The sequence below is a fragment of the Achromobacter sp. GD03932 genome, assembly GCF_029839485.1.
Taxonomy (GTDB): domain Bacteria; phylum Pseudomonadota; class Gammaproteobacteria; order Burkholderiales; family Burkholderiaceae_B; genus Achromobacter; species Achromobacter bronchisepticus_A.
In genome coordinates this window covers 114,453-132,561 of the sequence record NZ_JAOCAT010000003.1, presented here as the reverse complement: position 1 = coordinate 132,561, position 18,109 = coordinate 114,453, and the positions used below count along the sequence as shown (strand labels likewise).

The window sequence follows — 18,109 nt, the reverse complement described above, 5'->3', positions numbered from 1 at the left end:
AGGCCAAGCCTGCGAGGGGTTGCACACGCATACAAGACGCAAGCGGCCTTTACACCTTGGCGTTCGCCTCGATGAAGCGACGCACGGCGGCCGCGTCGCAATCCATGATTTCGACGCGTTGCGGCAGGGATTCCAGATCCGCCAGATTGCCCGGGGGCGTGGCCGGACGGCCCAGGGCCTCTTCGATGGTTTCCGAGAACTTCGCCGGCAAGGCGGTTTCCAGGACCAGCATGGGCACGCCAGGCTCGACGAACTCGCGCGCGACCTTGACGCCATCGGCGGTGTGCGGATCGATCAGCACGCCGGTTTCATCGTAGACCGAACGGATCGTCGCCAGGCGGTCTTCGTGCGTGCTTGCGCCCGACACGAAGCCATAGCGCTCCTCGAACTGCGGCTTCAGGGCGGACAGGTCGAAAGAGCCGTCGCGCGCCATGCCGGCCCACAGTTCCTTGACGCGGGCCGCGTCGCGGCCGACCAGGTCGAACACGAAGCGCTCGAAGTTCGAAGCGCGCGAAATGTCCATGGACGGGCTGGAGGTGGCGTAGGTCTGCTCGGCGGGACGCGGACGATAGACGCCCGTGCGGAAGAACTCTTCCAGCACGTTGTTCTCGTTCGTGGCCAGCACCAGGCGGCGAATGGGCAGGCCCATGCTGCGCGCGATGTGGCCGGACAGGATGTTGCCGAAATTGCCCGAAGGCACCGCGAACGACACCTGCTCGCCAGCCTTGCTGGTGGCGCGCAGCCAGCCATGGAAGTAGTACACCACCTGGGCGGCGATGCGCGCCCAGTTGATGGAGTTGACCGCGCCCAGACGGTACTTGCTCTTGAACTCCAGATCGCCGGCCAGGGCCTTGACGATGTCCTGGGCCTCGTCGAACACGCCGCGCACGGCGATGTTGTGGATGTTCTCGTCCTGCAGCGAATACATCTGCGCGCGCTGGAAGGCGCTCATGCGGCCATGGGGCGACAGCATGAACACCGCCACGCCCATCTTGCCACGCAAGGCGTACTCCGCCGCCGAACCCGTGTCGCCGGAGGTGGCGCCCACGATGTTCAGGGTGGTGCCGCGCTTGGCCAGCACGTATTCGAAGACCTGGCCCAGGAACTGCATGGCCATGTCCTTGAAGGCCAGCGTCGGCCCTTCGGACAGGCCCAGCAGCGACAGGCCGCCGTCCAGCGGACGCAGCGGGACGATGTCCTCGCTGTTGAAGGTCTGCTGGTTGTAGGCCGCGCGCGTCAGGCGGCGCAGGTCATCAGCCGGAATGTCGGTGGCGAACAGCGACAGCACTTCGAACGCCAGGTCGGCATACGGCAGGCCGCGCCAGGACTCCAGCGTTTCCGCAGAAACCTGGGGCAGTTGCTCCGGCACGGCCAGGCCGCCGTCCGGCGCCAGGCCTTCCAGCAGGATGTCCGAGAATTGCAGCGGCGTCATGCCGCCGCGGGTGGAGATGTATTTCATAGCAAATTTTCCACGCGCAGGCGCGTCACTTTCGAGCGCACGAACGGCAGGGCTTCGATGCGCTCGATCGCCTGATTGACGTTGCCTTCGACTGCCTCATGCGTCAGGAAGATGATGTCGGCGCCGCCGATGTGCGACGGCTGCTGGATCATCGAACCGATGGAGATGGAGCGGTCGGCCAGGATGCGGGCGATGTCGGCCAGCACGCCCGGCTGGTCGTCCACGCGCAGGCGCAGGTAGTACGAGGTGCTGACCTCTTCGATCGGCAGGATCGGCGTGTCGGACATGGCATCCGGCTGGAAGGCCAGGTGCGGCACGCGGTTGCCCGGATCCGCGGTGTGCAGGCGGGTCACGTCGACCAGGTCGGCCACCACGGCCGAGGCGGTGGGCTCTTCGCCCGCGCCCTGGCCGTAGTACAGCGTGGGACCGACGGCGTCGCCCTTGACCAGCACGGCGTTCATCGCGCCTTCGACGTTGGCCAGCAGGCGTTCGGCCGGCACCAGCGCCGGATGCACGCGCAGCTCGATGCCGTCCGGGCGGCGCTTGGTGACGCCCAGCAGCTTGATGCGATAGCCCAGGCGTTCGGCATGCTCGATGTCCTCGGCGGCCAGCTGCGAAATGCCTTCGATGTAGGCGCGGTCGAACTGGACCGGCACGCCGAAAGCCAGCGAAGCCAGCAGGGTCAGCTTGTGGGCCGCGTCCACGCCTTCCACGTCGAACGTGGGATCGGCTTCGGCGTAGCCCAGGCGCTGCGCCTCGGCCAGCACGTCGGCGAACGGCAGGCCGCGCGTACGCATTTCCGACAGGATGAAGTTGGTGGTGCCGTTGATGATGCCGGCCACCCACTGGATGCGGTTGGCGGTCAGGCCTTCGCGGATCGCCTTGATGATGGGGATGCCGCCGGCGACGGCCGCTTCGAAGGTCACCATCACGCCGCGCTCATGGGCCGCGGCGAAGATCTCGTTGCCGTGCTTGGCCAGCAGCGCCTTGTTGGCGGTCACGACGTGCTTGCCGTTGGCGATGGCTTCCAGCACCAGCTCGCGCGCCAGCGTGTCGCCGCCGATCAGTTCGACCACGATGTCGATTTCAGGATCGCGCACCAGCGCGCGCACATCGGTGTCGACCTGGATCGCGTCGCCCACGCGCGCACGCGCCTTGGCCACGTCGCGCACCGCGGCGCGGGTCACTTCGATGCGGCGGCCGGCGCGGCGCGCAATTTCTTCCGCGTTGCGCGACAGCACCGCCCAGGTGCCTCCGCCAACCACGCCCAGGCCAAGCAGGCCGACTTTCATGGGTTTCATCGCGGCGCCTTCTGCGGGCGGCCGTTGGGGGGAATTCATTTCAGTTCTCCATAACTGCTGTACGAGCGACTCCACACTTGGCAGCGCCACGCGGGGCCGCGCGGAGCCGGCTTTGCCGGTCCGCTGCGGCGCCCCCTTGAGGGGGAAGCGCGCAGCGCTTCGGGGGTGGTCCTACCGCAGCAATCCGTCCTTGCGGAACATGTCTTTAATGCCTCGCACCGCTTGCCGGGTGCGCTGCTCGTTTTCGATCAGGGCGAAGCGCACGTATTCGTCGCCATACTCGCCGAAGCCGATCCCGGGGGACACGGCCACCTTCGCATCCGACAGGACACGCTTGGCAAATTCCAAAGAGCCCATCGCCCTGTAGGGTTCGGGGATCTGCGCCCAGATGTACATGGACGCCTTGGGAATTTCCACATTCCAACCTGCTTCATGCAAGCCGCGCACGAGCACGTCGCGGCGGCTTTGGTACTGCGCCACGATTTCGTTCACGCAGTCTTGCGGACCGTCCAGGGCGGCGATGGACGCCACCTGGATCGGCGTGAACGTGCCGTAGTCGTGATAGCTCTTGATGCGCGCCAGCGCGTTGACCAGCTCGCGGTTGCCGACCATGTAGCCGATGCGCCAGCCGGCCATGTTGTAGCTCTTGCTCATCGTGAAGAACTCGACGGCGACATCGCGCGCGCCAGGCACCTGCATGATGGACGGCGCCACGTAGCCGTCGAAGGTGATGTCGGCGTAGGCCAGGTCGTGCACCACCAGGATGTCGTGTTCCTTGGCCAGCGCCACCACGCGTTCGAAGAACGACAGGTCCACGCATTGCGCGGTCGGGTTGCTGGGAAAACCCAGCACCATCATCTTGGGTTTGGGAATGGACTCGCGCACGGCGCGTTCCAGTTCCTCGAAGAAGTCCACGCCCGGCGTCATGCGCACGGAACGGATGTTGGCGCCGGCGATGACCGCACCGTAGATATGGATCGGATAGCTGGGGTTCGGCACCAGCACGGTGTCGCCGCGGTCCAGCGTGGCCAGCATCAGGTGCGCCAGGCCTTCCTTGGAACCAATGGTGACGATGGCTTCGGAATCCGGATCGAACTCGACCGCGTAGCGGCGCTGGTACCAGTCACAGATCGCCTTGCGCAGGCGCGGGATGCCCTTGGACACGGAATAGCCGTGCGTGGTCGGACGCGTCGTCGCTTCCACCATCTTGTCGACGATGTGCTTGGGAGTCGCGCCGTCCGGATTGCCCATCGACATGTCGATGATGTCTTCGCCACGCCTACGCGCCGCCATCTTGAGCTCGCCGGTAATGTTGAAAACGTACGGGGGCAGACGCTCGATGCGAGAGAACTTCCTCATGATGGGAATCCTTAGGGGCGATAAAAAGGGCGAAAAAACCAGGGCGCGAATGCGCGAAGGGGAAAAGGGTCCGAAACGCCGCACCGGCATGCGATTGCAGTGCAGCAAAACCCTGTAATCTAGCGCAAGGACGCCCGTGCGGCAAATGGCGAAAAAAAGGGGCCGATTTCACGCCCTCTCGAGGGAAATCGCGTGACAAGGAAGCCCCGTTTTGCCGCTGGGCCGCCCCAAGGCAAAACGCGCCCCCGCGGGGGCAGCAAGCGAGCGCAGCGAGTGCGGCGTGGGGGTCCGTTTTTCCGCCGGGCCGCCCCAACGCAAAACGCGCCCCCTCGGGGGGCAGCAAGCGAGCGCAGCGAGTGCGGCGTGGGGGCTCCTCTCGTGGATACCCTGCAACATGGCGTCATCCCGATGCGCTATTATCGGGCCATATAGCCGGAGTTTTTATTGAAGCTGCATACCGATCCTGCGACGGCCGCTCTGAATACCGTCACCGCCTATGGTGATGGCTATATCGAGGTCAACCAGGTACGTTTTTCCTCCTCGGTCGCGTTCGGCCCCGAAGGCGAAGTGACCCACTGGCCCGTTGAGTCGCCGGCCGACATCACCCCCACCCTCTTGCGCCAGGCGGCCGGATTGTCCGAGCCCGTCCGCGACCCCATGGCCTTTCTGGACGAACCGGAAGCCAGCCCCAGCCGCCCCGCGAATGCGCCGGAAGTGCTGCTGGTGGGCACGGGCGCGCGCCAGCAGTTCCTGCGTCCCGACGTGCTGCGTCCGCTGCTGGCGATCGGCATCGGGGTCGAGATCATGGACACGCACGCCGCCTCGCGCACCTACAACATCCTGATGGCGGAGGGCCGGCGCGTGGTCGTGGCCCTCATCCCCCCCAACGGAGAATCCCAGAAATGACGCCGACCATAGGCAAACCCGCCCCGCTGTTCACCGCCGAAAGCACCATAGGTCCGATCAGCCTGGAGCAATGCCAGGGCCGCGCCGTGATCCTGTATTTCTATCCCAAGGACAACACGCCTGGCTGCACCACCGAAAGCCAGGATTTCCGCGACCTGCACGCCGAGTTCCTGGCGGCCAGCGCGGTGGTCATCGGCATCTCGCGCGATTCGTTGAAGTCGCACGAGAACTTCAAGGCCAAGTACGAGCTTCCCTTCCCCCTCATCTCCGACGCCGACGAAACCGTCTGCAATCTGTTCGGCGTCATCAAGCAGAAGAACATGTACGGCAAGCAGGTGCGCGGCATCGAACGCAGCACCTTCCTGATCGATGCCTATGGCGTGCTGGTGCAGGAGTGGCGCGGGGTGAAGGTCCCGGGCCACGCCAAGGAAGTCCTGCAAGCAGCGAAGAGCATCGGTTAGCCGTCAGCACAGGTTTTACCCGTCAGGCGCTATAGCCGGCCCACACTGGAGAGTGACAAATATGCCGCTTCCGAAGTTGCCCACCCGTCCCGCAGCCATCCTGACCTTCCCCTCGGGCGAATCCGCCCGGGCGCAGGCCCGCAGCACCAAGACCGCCGCTGCGCGGTCCAGTACCCAGGCAGTCCTCGCAGGGGACGACGACAACGAGTTGCTCGTCCAGCCCGAACTCAAGGGCCTGGCAGCCCCGGCCCGCAAGGCGCAGATCCCGGCGCCCGCCCGCCAGGTGCCGCCGCCGGCGCCCGCGGCCCCCGCCCCGCGCGCCGAGACGCGCCGCGCCAAGACCGCTCCGGCTCCAACCAAACGCGCCAAGGCGCGCGCCCAGAACGAGCCGCGCAAGCTGTTCGTGCTGGACACCAACGTGCTGCTGCACGACCCCAGTTCGCTGTTCCGCTTCGAAGAGCACGACATCTTCTTGCCGATGATGACGCTCGAAGAGCTGGATCACCAGAAAAAGGGCATGTCCGAAGTGGCGCGCAACGCGCGCCAGGTCAGCCGTTCGCTGGACGCGCTGGTGCAGGACGCGACCCAGCTGGACGAAGGACTTGAGCTGACCAAGCTGGGCAACAAGGACGCCACCGGCCGGCTGATGTTCCAGACGACCGCGATCCACAGCACGCTGCCCTCCGACCTGCCCATGGGCAAGGCCGACAACCAGATCCTGGGCGTGGTCCGCGCCCTGCAGGAAAAGTACCCGCAACGCGAAGTCGTGCTGGTGTCCAAGGACATCAACATGCGCCTGAAGGCGCGCGCGCTGGGCATGGCCGCGGAAGACTACTACAACGACCAGGTCATGGAGGACTCGGACCTGATGTATTCGGGCGTGATGCAACTGCCCGAGGACTTCTGGAACAAGCACGGCAAGGATGTCGAATCCTGGCAACAGGGCGGCACCACCTTCTACCGCATCCATGGCCCGCTGTGCTCGCAGTTCGTGGTCAACCAGTTCGTCTACTTCGAAGGCCAGATGCCGCTGTATGCGCAGGTGCGCGAGGTCAGCGGCAAGATGGCGGTGCTGGCCACGCTGCGCGACTACACCCACGGCAAGAACAACGTCTGGGGCATCACCGCGCGCAACCGCGAGCAGAACTTCGCCATGAACCTGCTGATGAATCCGGAATGCGACTTCGTGTCGCTGCTGGGCCAGGCGGGCACCGGCAAGACGCTGCTGGCGCTGGCCGCGGGCATCACCCAGGTACTGGAAACCAAGCGCTACACCGAAATCATCATGACCCGCGTCACGGTGCCGGTCGGCGAAGACATCGGTTTCCTGCCGGGTACGGAAGAAGAGAAGATGCTGCCCTGGATGGGCGCCCTGGAAGACAACCTGGACGTCCTTAACATGGGTGAAGGCGAAGGCAACGGGGACTGGGGCCGCGCCGCCACCATGGACCTGATCCGTTCGCGCATCAAGGTCAAGTCGCTGAACTTCATGCGCGGCCGCACCTTCCTGAACAAGTACCTGATCATCGACGAGGCGCAGAACCTGACGCCCAAGCAGATGAAGACGCTGGTCACGCGCGCGGGTCCCGGCACCAAGGTGATCTGCCTGGGCAACATCGCCCAGATCGATACGCCCTACCTGACCGAAGGCAGTTCCGGCCTGACCTTCGTGGTCGACCGCTTCAAGGGCTGGCCGCATTCCGGGCACGTCACGCTGCAGCGGGGCGAACGTTCGCGCCTGGCCGACTATGCCGGAGATGTGCTGTAGGCCCAGCCCCTACACTCCATGCCAGCATAGGCTTTGCCCATGAACGAACGCCCGATGAACCTTCATCGGGCGTTTTTTTTGCAGAGGCTCAAAAGTTGTTCACGATTGCGTTCGCACAGGAAGCGCGAATGCCCCTACATGAACATGTTGAGCCCCACCAGAAAATTCAAGGCGTTCTTGTCCACGGGCACGAATGACGGGGATCGAATGAAGCTGAGCCCCGTGCTCAGATAGACGCCGGGATAGAGACGCGCCATGTAGGACAGCATGGCCGCACTGCTCGAATTCGCCGTATCCACGCCCCTTTTCCCGTAGGCGTCCTTCGCGGTATCGCTGAAATCCGACCAGGTGACCGTGGCCGACAACATGTCATAGGGTCGCGATGGAAACGTGCCTATCGTATATAGCCTGGCTTCCACGAATTTGGTGTACAGATTCTGATCCGGGGGAGCCAGGTGCAAGGAAAGGCCGGCGTACCATCCCTGCGCGGAAGATGAGTTGGGCGTCAGCCGCGAAATCTGCTGGTCTCCCGCGACATAAAGCGCGTAGTTGTTCGAACTACGCTCGCGGGAATCGAACCTGGCATAGTCGGACGTATTGAGTATTCCCCCAATCCGGAACCATCTCGAGGGATTATCGGGACTCGCTTGTTGCTTTACTCCGATTTCGTTGATGGCCAGCCATCCGCTACCTGGGGTTTTCCACTTCAGCCCATGCTGGTGTTCTGACTCTTCCGCCTCCGCGCCGTAGGGGCTGGTGCTGCGCTGAATTCCGGTCTTGTTGTAGAAGCCGCCAGATCCGTTGTAGGTCAGATTCACGCCCGGGGTGGCAAAAGGCAGGCGTGACAGGCCGACCTGAAAGGGAATGATGGAATTCATCCCTTGCGCCCCGACCGCCAAGGAACCGCCAACGTACAAGCCCACGAACTCCAGGGCATTGCTGAGATAGCCTGCCTTCAACTCCCATTGACGGTTGTTGAAGGTGGTGAAGTACGCCAGCCGGCTCAGCGCGATGTCCGCCGAAGGCCCCTTCGGCGCCCAGCTCGCGTGACCCGTCACGGCGCTGAAAATCAATTGGCTTTGATCGTTTCCGTGCTGCCCCAGGTCATAAGTCAGGACTAGCTGCTGGGTCTCCGCGAACGTGGGAACCTGGCCGTTGTACGACTGCTTGCGATGCGTCCTCGGGTTTTCGCCTCTGAGGTCGTAAGCCGCGGAGTTCAAGCTGACGATCTGAAAGCCGATCCCGTGCCGCGCCAGATCGGAACGGAATCCGCCGGCGTCACGCAGCACCGTGTCCCGAATCGATGGAATCCGAACCAGCGCGCCCTGCTCCATCAGGCGCTCAAGAGACGCAAAATCAGACGCAGGCTGCGGCGCGGCGTCCACGGCAGAAGACTCGGATGATGGCCGTAGCTGAGCGACCGTTCCGCGCTCGAGCCCCGTTCGAGATTCAGAGGCATTGCAGTCCCATGCAATCGCCCCCATGGCGGCAAAGATCGACACAAGCGAGTGCGCCGGCACTTTGACCTGGCGCGAACTGATGATCTGGTTTGGCATGCGGCCTCCTTCAATCCAGGATTTCTCGCTCGTACTCCGCAAAATCCGGATTGTTTAGACATAACAATCGGGCATGTACGCATTGGTCATGGTCGATGCAAGAATTCGGGGAGAGGAGGCATCCCGATAAAGCGTCCGCAGCCGTCTCAATAGCCCGGGGCCAATTGAGATATTTCATGCCGACCGGTTTCGAAAGTTGATCACTGGGCGAACCACCTCCATTCCGTGCAGTCTCTGCTGGTCACGACGTTGTTGGCAGCGTTCGATGCACCCTGCTGATCGGTGTCTCGCCTCTTCAACGTCATATTCCCGGCCGGGAATATGACGTTGAAGTTAGTGTTACGATGAACCCCAGTCAAGCAGGGTTTTCCTCAGGACGCGTCATGTTTTCCGCGCACAAGCGGGGCTTGAGGCGGCCTGCTTGTTGACCAAACATCACGCCGAAAAGACGATGAAAAAAGATGTTTTAGGGGAAGTTGAGCGCGGAAGAGGAGAACGTGCCGGCCTTGATCTGGCCCGGATCTTGCAGGCGGCAAGGCGCATCGGTCACGACAAATTGTCGATGCAGGCGCTTGCGGACGCGCTCAATGTGGACCGGAAGGCGCTCAACTACCATGTGAAAGATCGCCAGACTCTGCTGGCGCTCGTCGCGAAGGACACACTGACTGCGAGCTTCAGCAGCGCCGACATCGCGCGCGCGCCCACATGGCAAGACGCATGCAGGACCTACGCGACCCACCTGGTCGACGCAGCCGTCGCCATGGGAAGCTTGGCGGAACACCTGCGCTTTGACGATTCCGAGTTGATGAGCTGGAACCTGCTGCCGACCGAGGAATTGCTCGAACAGCTGAATCGGGCGGGCTTCAGCGAAGCCGCCTCGGTGCGCTTGGCCGTGCTGCTTGCCGCCCTCTGCGTTGGCCATGTGAAGGATATTTGGCAAGCCAGGTCGGCGGTTGAGCGCACCAGACCTCGCCAGTTGCAGAAATGGCTGGACTCGGTCGATGGAAAGTCTTATTCACGGCTACGCCAGGCCGTCGCGCTGGGAATCGACACCTACGGGCCTGAGCAACTCGATTTCTCACTCAGGGTTTTTATAGCGGGCGCCGAAGCACACCTTGCTTCTTAGCGCCTGAACGTACAAAGGCCTGAGCGGGGCGCGATCCCCGGCTCAGGCCTTCTCGAACCCGCCCCCGGCAATTACTTGTCGGCGGCGTTGGTAATGGCGTTGCCTGCCTTCGACATGTCCTTGCCCATGCCCGCGACGGTGTTGCAACCGGCGAGCACGAAGCCGAACACGACAAAGGCGGTCAGCACGATCTTGCTGCGCATGCTGGCGCTCCTGAAGTGGTGAAAACGGATCCGGGGCGTACTTTAAACGATCTGGACGCGCAGTTCACCCAGGCCTTCGACGCCGCCGGTGATCACGTCGCCTTGCAGCACGGCGCCGACGCCTTCAGGCGTGCCGGTGAAGATGATGTCGCCGGGTTGCAGCTCGAACAGGCCGGACAGGTAGGAAATGCTTTCCGGAATGTTCCAGAGCATCTGCGAGATGTCGCTGGACTGCTTGCGCTGGCCGTTCACGTCCAGCCAGATGGCGCCCTTTTCCAGGGTGCCGACGACGCTGCGCGGATGGATCGGGCCCAGCGGCGCGGACAGATCGAAGGCCTTGCCGATTTCCCAGGGACGGCCCTGCTTCTTCATTTCGCCCTGCAGGTCGCGGCGGGTCATGTCCAGGCCCAGCGCATAGCCCCACACGCAATCATTGGCCTGTTCGACCGGGATGTCGCGGCCGCCCTTGCCCAGCACCACGACCAGTTCCATTTCGTAGTGCAGGTTGGAGGTCTTGGGCGGATACGGCATCTTGCCGGTTTCGCCGTCGGCCACGCTCAGCACGGCGTCGGCCGGCTTGCAGAAGAAGAACGGATCCTCGCGGCCGGTGAAGCCCATTTCCTTGGCGTGTTCGGCGTAATTGCGGCCGACGCAATAGACGCGGCGCACCGGAAACAGCGCGGCGCTGCCGGCAACGGGAACCGCGACGGGCGGCTGAGGGGGCAATACGTAGTCCATGTTCACTCGACCTATGAAGAATACGTGGCCGGAATCCGGCAATAGAAAACAGCCAGCCCCGCGAGGCGCCCGCTACCGCGGGCGGCCTTCCCTGCGGGCGGCCAGACGATGAAAAGTCATCCGCGAGTTTATCCCTTTCCGGGGGGCTGGGCGCGGTTCGGGCTATTCAGCTGAACGTAGGAATTTCCCCGTCATACACCACCAGGCGCTCGATGAAGCCGGCCATGTAGGCCTTCATCTCCTGGTGCGCGGGCGAGACCTGGTAGCGGTCATGCGCGGGGCTGTCCGCGAAAGCCGCCACCACGGCATGGGTCAGGCCATCAGAACGGCTGGCCTCGTTGGGCCGGAAAGAGTAGCCCGCCACGCCATCGCACTCGGCCAGGATGCGCTGGCAATAGCCCTGGACGCGGTCATGGAAACGGCCGTCGGCGGCCTCCGACAGCTGCAGCATTACGACATGCAAGTACATCAGGATTCCTTTTTCTTGCGGGTAAGCGCCAGCCAGGCCCGCGAGACCAGTCCCATGATGCCGTCGCGGAACAGGAGGACGCAGAGGACGAAGATCGCGCCCTGGACGATGAGCACCCAGGAGCCCAGCGGCGCCAGGTAGTTTTGCAGCGACACGAAGGTGAAGGCGCCGGCCAGCGGCCCGAACACCGTGCCGATGCCGCCCAGGAGCGCCATCAGCACTACTTCGCCGTTGGCATGCCAGTGCACGTCCGTCAGCGAAGCGACACCGAACACCAGCACCTTCAGGCCGCCGGCCAGCCCCGCCACCGAGGCCGACAGCGTGAACGCCATCAGCTTGTAGCGCGAAGTGGAGTAGCCCAGCGAGCGGGCGCGCTGCTCGTTGTCGCGCACCGAGCGGATTACCTCGCCGAAGGGTGAGTTCAACACGCGCAGCACGAAGGCGTAGCCCAGCGCGAACACAGCCAGCGTGAAGTAATACATGGGCATCACGCCTTCAAGATCGAAGATGCCGAACAGCTTGCCGCGCGGCACGCTTTGCAGGCCGTCCTCGCCGCCGGTGAAGCCCGCCTGGACCGCGATGAAGTAGACCAGTTGCGACAACGCCAGCGTGATCATCGCGAAGTAGATGCCCTGGCGCCGGATCGCGACTGCGCCAAACGCCAGGCCCAGCAGGCCGCCCGTCAGCACCCCGGCCAGCAGGCCGAGCTCGGGCGTGGCGCTCAGCAGCTTCATCACGATGCCGGTCGCGTAGGCAGCCGCGCCGAAGAACGCGGCATGGCCGAACGACAGCAGGCCCACGTAGCCCACCAGCAGGTTGAAGGCCGCGGCAAACAGCGCGAAGCACAGCACCTTCATCAGAAAGGTCGGATAGATGAACCAGGGCGCGGCCAGGGCGGCCACGGCCAGCGCCGCCATTGCCACGCGCATGCCGCGGCGGCTCAGCTGCACCGGCTCGCGCGTCGCCTCGGCTGCCAGCACGTTCTGCACCTGCAGGGGCTTGCCGAACAGGCCCGCGGGCTTGCACAGCAGCACCAGCACCATGATGATGAAGATCGCCAGGTTGGCGGCCTCGGGATAGAACACCTTGGTCAGGCCTTCGATGATGCCCAGGCCGAAGCCGCTGATGATGGCGCCCATGATGGAACCCATGCCGCCGATCACCACCACCGCGAACACCACCACCACCAGGTTGGAGCCCATCATCGGACTGACCTGGTAGATCGGCGCGGCAATCACGCCCGCCACCGACGCCAACGCCACACCCAGCGCGTAGGTCAGAGTAATGAGCAGCGGCACGTTGATGCCGAATGAACGCACCACCGTCGGATTCTCGGTGGCCGCGCGCAGCATGGCGCCCACGCGGGTCTTCTCGATCAGCACCCAGACGGCCAGGCACAGCACCAGCGATACCGCCACCGCCCAGCCGCGGTACCAGGGCAGGAACATGAAGCCCAGGTTGACGCCGCCGGACAGCGCCTTGGGTATCGTGTAAGGCAGCCCCGATACGCCATAGGCCTGACGCAGGCCGCCTTCGATCAGCAGCGCGATGCCGAAGGTCAGCAGCAGGCCGTACAGATGGTCCATGCGGTAGGTGCGCGAGATCAGCAGGCGCTCGACCACGATGGCGAACACGGCCATGATGAGCGGCACCAGCACCAGGGCGGCCCAGTAGTTCACGCCCAGGTAGTTCAGCAGCATCCAGGCCAGGAACGCGCCCGCCGTGTATTGCGCGCCGTGGGCGAAGTTGATGATGTTCAACAGGCCGAAGATCACCGCCAGCCCGATCGACAGCAGCGCGTAGAACGAACCGTTGATCAGGCCGAGCAGGAGCTGGCCGAATAGTGCCGTGGACGGCACGCCGAATATTTCGAACACGTGGATTCTCCCCTCAGACGCCCAGGCGGCGCTTGATCCGCTCGGGATCGTTGCGCGCTTCTTCTGCCGACAGCTGGTCGACGACGCAGCCGTGCTCCATGACGTAGTGGCGGTCGGCCACCTTGGTCGCGAAACGGAAGTTCTGCTCGACCAGCACGATGGTGAAGCCCCGCTCCTTCAAGGTGCGGATGGCATGCCCGATCTGCTGCACGATGACGGGCGCCAGGCCTTCGGTGGGCTCGTCCAGCAGGATGAGCTGGGCGCCGGTGCGCAGGATGCGCGCGATCGCCAGCATCTGCTGTTCGCCGCCGGACAGGTTGCCGCCGGAACTGGCGCTGCGTTCACGCAAGTTGGGAAACAGCGTGTAGATCTCGTCCAGCGACATGCCGCCATCGGCCAGGCGCGGCGGCAGCATCAGGTTTTCGGTCACGTCCAGGCTGCGGAACACGGCCCGTTCTTCGGGGCAATACACCACGCCCAACCGCGGAATGCGGTGTGCCGCCATGCCCACGGTCTCCTGGCCGTTCAGGCGGATGGAGCCGCGGCGCTTGTCCATGATGCCCATGATGGCGCGCAGCGTGGTGGTCTTGCCCGCGCCGTTGCGGCCCAGGATGGTGACAAGCTCGCCGCGCCTGACTTCCATGTCCACGCCGTGCAGCACGTGGGATTCGCCGTACCAGGCGTTGAGGTCCTTGATAACCAGCATCTCAGTGCGCCTCCTCGTCGGAGCCCATGTAGGCCGTGATGACGCGCTCGTCGCTGGACACGGTGGCGTAGTCGCCCTCGGCCAGCACCGCGCCGCGCGCCAGCACCGTGATGGTGTCGGACAGATCCGCCACCACCGACAGGTTGTGTTCGACCATCAGGATGCTGCGGTTGGCGGACGCGCGCCGGATCAGCGCGGCGATGCGGGTCACGTCCTCCTGGCCCAGGCCCGCCATGGGCTCGTCCAGCAGCATGATTTCCGGTTCCAGGGCCAGGGTCATCGCGATTTCCAGCGCGCGCTTGCGGCCGTAAGGCAGCAGCGCCGCCGTGGTATGCGCCAGGCCGGAGAGGCCGACCGCGTCCAGCAGTTCCATGGCGCGGCCGTTCAGGCGGTCGATGCTGCTGCGGCTGCGCCAGAAGCGCCAGCCGTCGCCGTGCTGGCGCATCAGCGCCACGCGCATGTTCTGCAGCGCCGTCAGGCCCAGGAACACGGCGGATATCTGGAACGAGCGGACGATGCCCAGGCGCGCGATCTGCTCGGGCGCCAGCGCCGTGATGTCGCGGCCGCGGTAATGGATGACGCCCGCGTCGGGCGTGAGGAACTTGGTCAGCAGGTTGAAGCAGGTGGTTTTGCCTGCGCCATTGGGGCCGATCAAGGCATGGATGGAGCCTTCGCGCAGGGACAAGGACACGCCGTCGACGGCATTGAAGCCGCCGAACCGCTTGACCAATCCCTGCGCGGACAGGACCGCTGGGGTGTTCATGGGCGCGCTCCTACATGCGGGCCAGCAGGCCGCCGTCGATCGCCAGGACGTGTCCGTTGACGAACGAAGCGCCCGGCGAGGCCAGGTAGACCACGGCAGGCGCGATATCTTCCGGCGCGGCCCAGCGGCCAGTCGGCACCGCCGTGGCCAGGAAGGACTGGAACTGCGGATTGTCCTGCAGCCCCTGCGTGAAATCGGTGCGCACGAAGCCGGGCGCCAGCGCATTGCAGGTGATGCCGCTGGCGCCGTATTCGACCGCCAGCGCGCGGGTGAAGGCAGCGATGGCGCCCTTGGCGGTGGCGTAGGCGGCGATATTGGGCATGGTGGCCTGCCCCGCCACGGACGACATCAGCACGATGCGGCCGAAGCCGCGCTTGCCCATGCCGGGCAGCACGGCCCGCGCGCAATGGAAGGCGCCGTTGACGTGCACGTTCTGCAAGGCCTGCCATTCGGCGGAGCTCATCTCCACCACGGGCTTGCGGTTCTGGTTGCCGGCATTGCTGACCAGCACATCAATTTCCAGCCCGGCGCTCTCCAGTTGCGCGACGGCATCGGCCACGGCTTGTTCGTCGGCGACATCGAAAGGCGCCCCATGGGCCTTGATGCCTTCGGCCGCCAGGCGCTCGCAGGCGGCGGCGCAGGCTTCGCCGGACAGATCGTTGATTACCACCTGGGCGCCTGCCTGCCCCAATGCCCGCGCGATGGCGTAGCCCAGTCCCCTTGCCGCGCCCGTCACCAGCGCGACGCGCCCCGCCAGACCGAACGTGCGGTCCAGATAGTCGTGTTTCAAGCTTGTCTCCTTGGTTTTATATATGCCGGATTTCTTGGCCCGGCTGTGTCGCTGCATGCTTCCGTCCGGCGAAAACATGATTGACATAAATCTCAATATACGCGACTATTTTTAACCACTCAATAACAAGATTTTTTCTTTATCTCTCATAAAGAGTTCTGGTAGGAGACATCATGGCCCTGGAAACTCCCGGCTGCCCCGCAGCCAACGCCTTGCCGCCCCTGGCTTCACGCTTCCTCAAGGTTGCCGATCTGCCATGGAAACCGACGCAAGTGGAAGGCATAGACATGAAGGTGCTGATGCAGGACAAGGAGACCGGCTTGCTGACCGCCCTGTTCCGCTGGCAGCCCGGCACCGAGCTGCCGCTGCATGAGCACGTGGAAGTCGAACAGACCTTCGTGCTGGAAGGCTCGATCGTCGACGCCGAAGGCGAGGTCTGCGCCGGCGACTACGTGTGGCGCCCTCGCGGCAACCGGCACGTGGCGCGCGCGCCCAACGGCGCCCTGGTGCTGAGCTTCTTCCTGAAACCCAATATGTTCATCGACGCCTACGCCGGCCAGACGCTGGAGTAAGCGGCCCCGGCGCGACCGTCCGGCACAGGATGGCGCGCACAGAAACTAGCCCCCGAGGAGACATACCCATGAAGACCCGTTTGAAGAACAGCCTGGCCGCCTGCGTGCTGGGCGCCCTGTCCGTATCCGCCCAGGCCCAGGTGTCCGATGACGTCGTGAAGATCGGCGTGCTGGGCGACCAGTCCGGCATGATGGCCGACCTGTCCGGCAAGTTCGGCGTGGAAGCCGTGAAGATGGCCGTCGAGGATTTCGGCGGCACCGTGCTGGGCAAGCCCATCGAAGTGATCTCGGCCGACCACCAGAACAAGGTCGACATCGGCGTGGCGACCGCGCGCCGCTGGTACGAGAACGACAAGGTGGACCTGATCCTGGACGTGCCCAACTCCGCCATCGCGCTGGCGGTGCAGGACCTGACCCGCCAGATGAAGCGCGTGGTCATCTTCACCAGCGCGGGCTCCGCCGACCTGACCGGCAAGGCCTGCTCGCCCAACGGCATGCACTGGACCTATGACACCTACGCCTACGCCACCGGCGTGGCCAACGGCGTCATGGAAGACGGCGGCAAGAGCTGGTACTTCATCACGTCCGACTACGCCTTCGGACATTCGCTGGAACGCGATGCCATGGCAGTGGTCAAGGCCAAGGGCGGCCAAGTCGTGGGCAGCGTGCGCCACCCCATCGCCAGCGCGGACTTCTCCTCGTTCCTGTTGCAGGCGCAGGCGTCGAAGGCCCAGGTGATCGGCCTGGCCAACGGCAGCGGCGACACCATCAACAGCATCAAGCAGGCGTTCGAATTCGGCATCATGGGCAGCAAGCAGCGCGTGGCCGCCCTCTTCATGAGCATCGTGGACGTGCGCAGCGTGGGACTGGAATACGCGCAGGGCCTGAACCTGGTGGAACCCTTCTACTGGGACCTGGACGACAAGTCGCGGCAATGGTCCGAGCGCTACTTCAAGCGCACCGGCCGCATGCCGTCCATGGTCCAGGCCAGCAACTACAGCGCCACCATGCACTATCTGAATGCCGTCAAGGCCGCAGGCACGGACGCTTCCGAACCGGTGCTGAAGAAGATGCATGAGACGCCCATCAACGACTTCATGACCGAGAACGGCCGCATCCGCGAGGACGGCCGCATCATGCGCGACCTCTACCTGTTCCAGGTCAAGAAGCCCTCGGAATCCAAGCGCGACTGGGACTACTACAACCTGGTGCGCAAGATTCCGGCCGAACAGGCCTTCCGTCCGCTCAAGGACGGCGCCTGCCCGCTGGTGAAATCGTGATGGACGGCGCGCTTGGACTGCTGGCCGGCAAGCGCGCCATTGTCACGGGGGGCGCCAACCCCCGTGGCATAGGCGCCGCCATCGTCGAGCTCTTCATCGCCCAGGGCGCCACGGTCGCGGTGCTGGACCAGGCTTATCCGGAGGGGGCCAACGCGGCACTGGCCGCGGGCCGCATCGACCTGCACTGCGACGTGTCCCGCTCGGCCTCCTGCGAGGCGGCGGTCGCGCGCGCCCGGGAAGCGCTCGGCGGCATCGACGTGCTGGTCAACAACGCCGGCATCGTCGCGGCCACGCGCATCTGGGATTTGCCCGAGGACGAGTTCCGCCGCATGGTGGAAGTGAACCTGACCGGCACCTACAACGTCACGCATGCGGCGCTGCCCGAATTGCTGCAAAGCCCGCGGCGCCCGGCCATCGTCAACCTGGGTTCCACCGCCGCCCTGCGCGGCGGCGGTCTCCTGGGCGGTTCGCACTATGCGGCGTCCAAAGGCGGCGTCATCAGTTTCACCAAGGCGCTGGCCCGCGAGCTGGGGCCGCGCGGGGTGCGTGCCAATTGCGTGGCGCCCGGCATCATCGAAACGGACATGACGCTGGGAAAATTCGGCGAAAATTGGGAACAAGAACTCAAACAGGGCATTCCGCTGCAGCGCTTCGGCTCGCCCGCCGAAGTCGCCCAGGCCATACTTTTCCTGGCCTCGGACCTGTCCTCCTACTCAACCGGCATCGTGGTCGACGTCAATGGCGGCTTCCACATTCACTAGGCGCGCCCTCCCGC

18 protein-coding genes are annotated in these 18,109 nt (G+C 64.5%); 7 read left to right on the top strand and 11 right to left on the bottom strand.

Annotation, left to right across the window (positions count from 1 at the left end):
* Positions 1-49 precede the first annotated feature (49 nt).
* From thrC to alaC, 3 genes are all read right to left on the bottom strand, one after another.
* Positions 50-1,459 (bottom strand): threonine synthase, encoded by a 1,410-nt coding sequence (gene thrC, locus N5C88_RS03925; protein WP_280014717.1) that lies wholly within the window; start codon positions 1,457-1,459, stop codon positions 50-52.
* Positions 1,456-2,760, bottom strand: a complete 1,305-nt coding sequence (locus N5C88_RS03920; protein ID WP_280014759.1) for a homoserine dehydrogenase — start codon at positions 2,758-2,760, stop codon at positions 1,456-1,458. The genes thrC and N5C88_RS03920 overlap by 4 nt, the downstream gene beginning before the upstream one ends.
* Positions 2,761-2,931: 171 nt before the next feature.
* Positions 2,932-4,119: an alanine transaminase gene (gene alaC / locus N5C88_RS03915; RefSeq protein ID WP_054451081.1), complete on the bottom strand. Its 1,188-nt coding sequence runs from the start codon at positions 4,117-4,119 to the stop codon at positions 2,932-2,934.
* A 444-nt stretch (positions 4,120-4,563) separates the two neighbouring features.
* Between alaC and N5C88_RS03910 the strand changes: the two genes are divergently transcribed.
* The 3 genes from N5C88_RS03910 to N5C88_RS03900 all read left to right on the top strand — a co-directional run bounded on the left by N5C88_RS03910 (position 4,564) and on the right by N5C88_RS03900 (position 7,254).
* Entirely contained in the window at positions 4,564-5,025 is a 462-nt protein-coding gene (locus tag N5C88_RS03910; protein WP_059379176.1) for an Mth938-like domain-containing protein, read from the top strand.
* Positions 5,022-5,486 (top strand): peroxiredoxin, encoded by a 465-nt coding sequence (locus N5C88_RS03905; RefSeq protein ID WP_054451079.1) that lies wholly within the window; start codon positions 5,022-5,024, stop codon positions 5,484-5,486. The genes N5C88_RS03910 and N5C88_RS03905 overlap by 4 nt, the downstream gene beginning before the upstream one ends.
* Positions 5,487-5,547: 61 nt before the next feature.
* Positions 5,548-7,254: a PhoH family protein gene (locus tag N5C88_RS03900; RefSeq protein WP_280014716.1), complete on the top strand. Its 1,707-nt coding sequence runs from the start codon at positions 5,548-5,550 to the stop codon at positions 7,252-7,254.
* 134 nt (positions 7,255-7,388) lie between these two features.
* On the opposite strand, the gene N5C88_RS03895 is transcribed toward N5C88_RS03900, so the two are convergent.
* Entirely contained in the window at positions 7,389-8,810 is a 1,422-nt protein-coding gene (locus N5C88_RS03895; RefSeq protein ID WP_280014715.1) for a carbohydrate porin, read from the bottom strand.
* A 421-nt stretch (positions 8,811-9,231) separates the two neighbouring features.
* On the opposite strand from N5C88_RS03895, the gene N5C88_RS03890 reads away from it, so the two are divergent.
* A complete protein-coding gene (locus N5C88_RS03890; protein ID WP_118934936.1) occupies positions 9,232-9,936 on the top strand; it encodes a TetR/AcrR family transcriptional regulator C-terminal domain-containing protein in 705 nt (234 codons plus the stop codon).
* Between the two features lie 71 nt (positions 9,937-10,007).
* On the opposite strand, the gene N5C88_RS03885 is transcribed toward N5C88_RS03890, so the two are convergent.
* The 7 genes from N5C88_RS03885 to fabG all read right to left on the bottom strand — a co-directional run bounded on the left by N5C88_RS03885 (position 10,008) and on the right by fabG (position 15,482).
* Positions 10,008-10,139, bottom strand: coding sequence for an entericidin A/B family lipoprotein (locus tag N5C88_RS03885; RefSeq protein ID WP_042792660.1), 132 nt, complete (start codon positions 10,137-10,139; stop codon positions 10,008-10,010).
* Positions 10,140-10,181: 42 nt separating this feature from the next.
* Positions 10,182-10,877 (bottom strand): fumarylacetoacetate hydrolase family protein, encoded by a 696-nt coding sequence (locus N5C88_RS03880; protein WP_042792659.1) that lies wholly within the window; start codon positions 10,875-10,877, stop codon positions 10,182-10,184.
* Between the two features lie 166 nt (positions 10,878-11,043).
* Positions 11,044-11,346, bottom strand: a complete 303-nt coding sequence (locus N5C88_RS03875; protein WP_059379184.1) for a Dabb family protein — start codon at positions 11,344-11,346, stop codon at positions 11,044-11,046.
* Entirely contained in the window at positions 11,346-13,223 is a 1,878-nt protein-coding gene (locus tag N5C88_RS03870) for an ABC transporter permease (protein ID WP_059379186.1), read from the bottom strand. Before N5C88_RS03870 ends, N5C88_RS03875 begins: the two co-directional genes overlap by 1 nt.
* A 13-nt stretch (positions 13,224-13,236) precedes the next feature.
* Positions 13,237-13,929, bottom strand: coding sequence for an ABC transporter ATP-binding protein (locus tag N5C88_RS03865; protein WP_054451072.1), 693 nt, complete (start codon positions 13,927-13,929; stop codon positions 13,237-13,239).
* A 1-nt stretch (position 13,930) separates the two neighbouring features.
* On the bottom strand, positions 13,931-14,692 hold the full coding sequence (locus tag N5C88_RS03860; protein ID WP_054451071.1) for an ABC transporter ATP-binding protein: 762 nt from the start codon (positions 14,690-14,692) through the stop codon (positions 13,931-13,933).
* A gap of 10 nt (positions 14,693-14,702) precedes the next feature.
* Complete coding sequence (gene fabG, locus N5C88_RS03855; RefSeq protein ID WP_059379187.1) at positions 14,703-15,482, bottom strand: 3-oxoacyl-ACP reductase FabG; 780 nt, start codon at positions 15,480-15,482, stop codon at positions 14,703-14,705.
* Positions 15,483-15,655: 173 nt separating this feature from the next.
* On the opposite strand from fabG, the gene N5C88_RS03850 reads away from it, so the two are divergent.
* The 3 genes from N5C88_RS03850 to N5C88_RS03840 all read left to right on the top strand — a co-directional run bounded on the left by N5C88_RS03850 (position 15,656) and on the right by N5C88_RS03840 (position 18,095).
* Entirely contained in the window at positions 15,656-16,054 is a 399-nt protein-coding gene (locus N5C88_RS03850) for a cupin domain-containing protein (RefSeq protein ID WP_054451069.1), read from the top strand.
* A 68-nt stretch (positions 16,055-16,122) separates the two neighbouring features.
* Positions 16,123-17,334 (top strand): ABC transporter substrate-binding protein, encoded by a 1,212-nt coding sequence (locus tag N5C88_RS03845; protein ID WP_059379190.1) that lies wholly within the window; start codon positions 16,123-16,125, stop codon positions 17,332-17,334.
* A complete protein-coding gene (locus N5C88_RS03840; protein ID WP_280014714.1) occupies positions 17,334-18,095 on the top strand; it encodes an SDR family NAD(P)-dependent oxidoreductase in 762 nt (253 codons plus the stop codon). Before N5C88_RS03845 ends, N5C88_RS03840 begins: the two co-directional genes overlap by 1 nt.
* Positions 18,096-18,109: the final 14 nt, after the last annotated feature.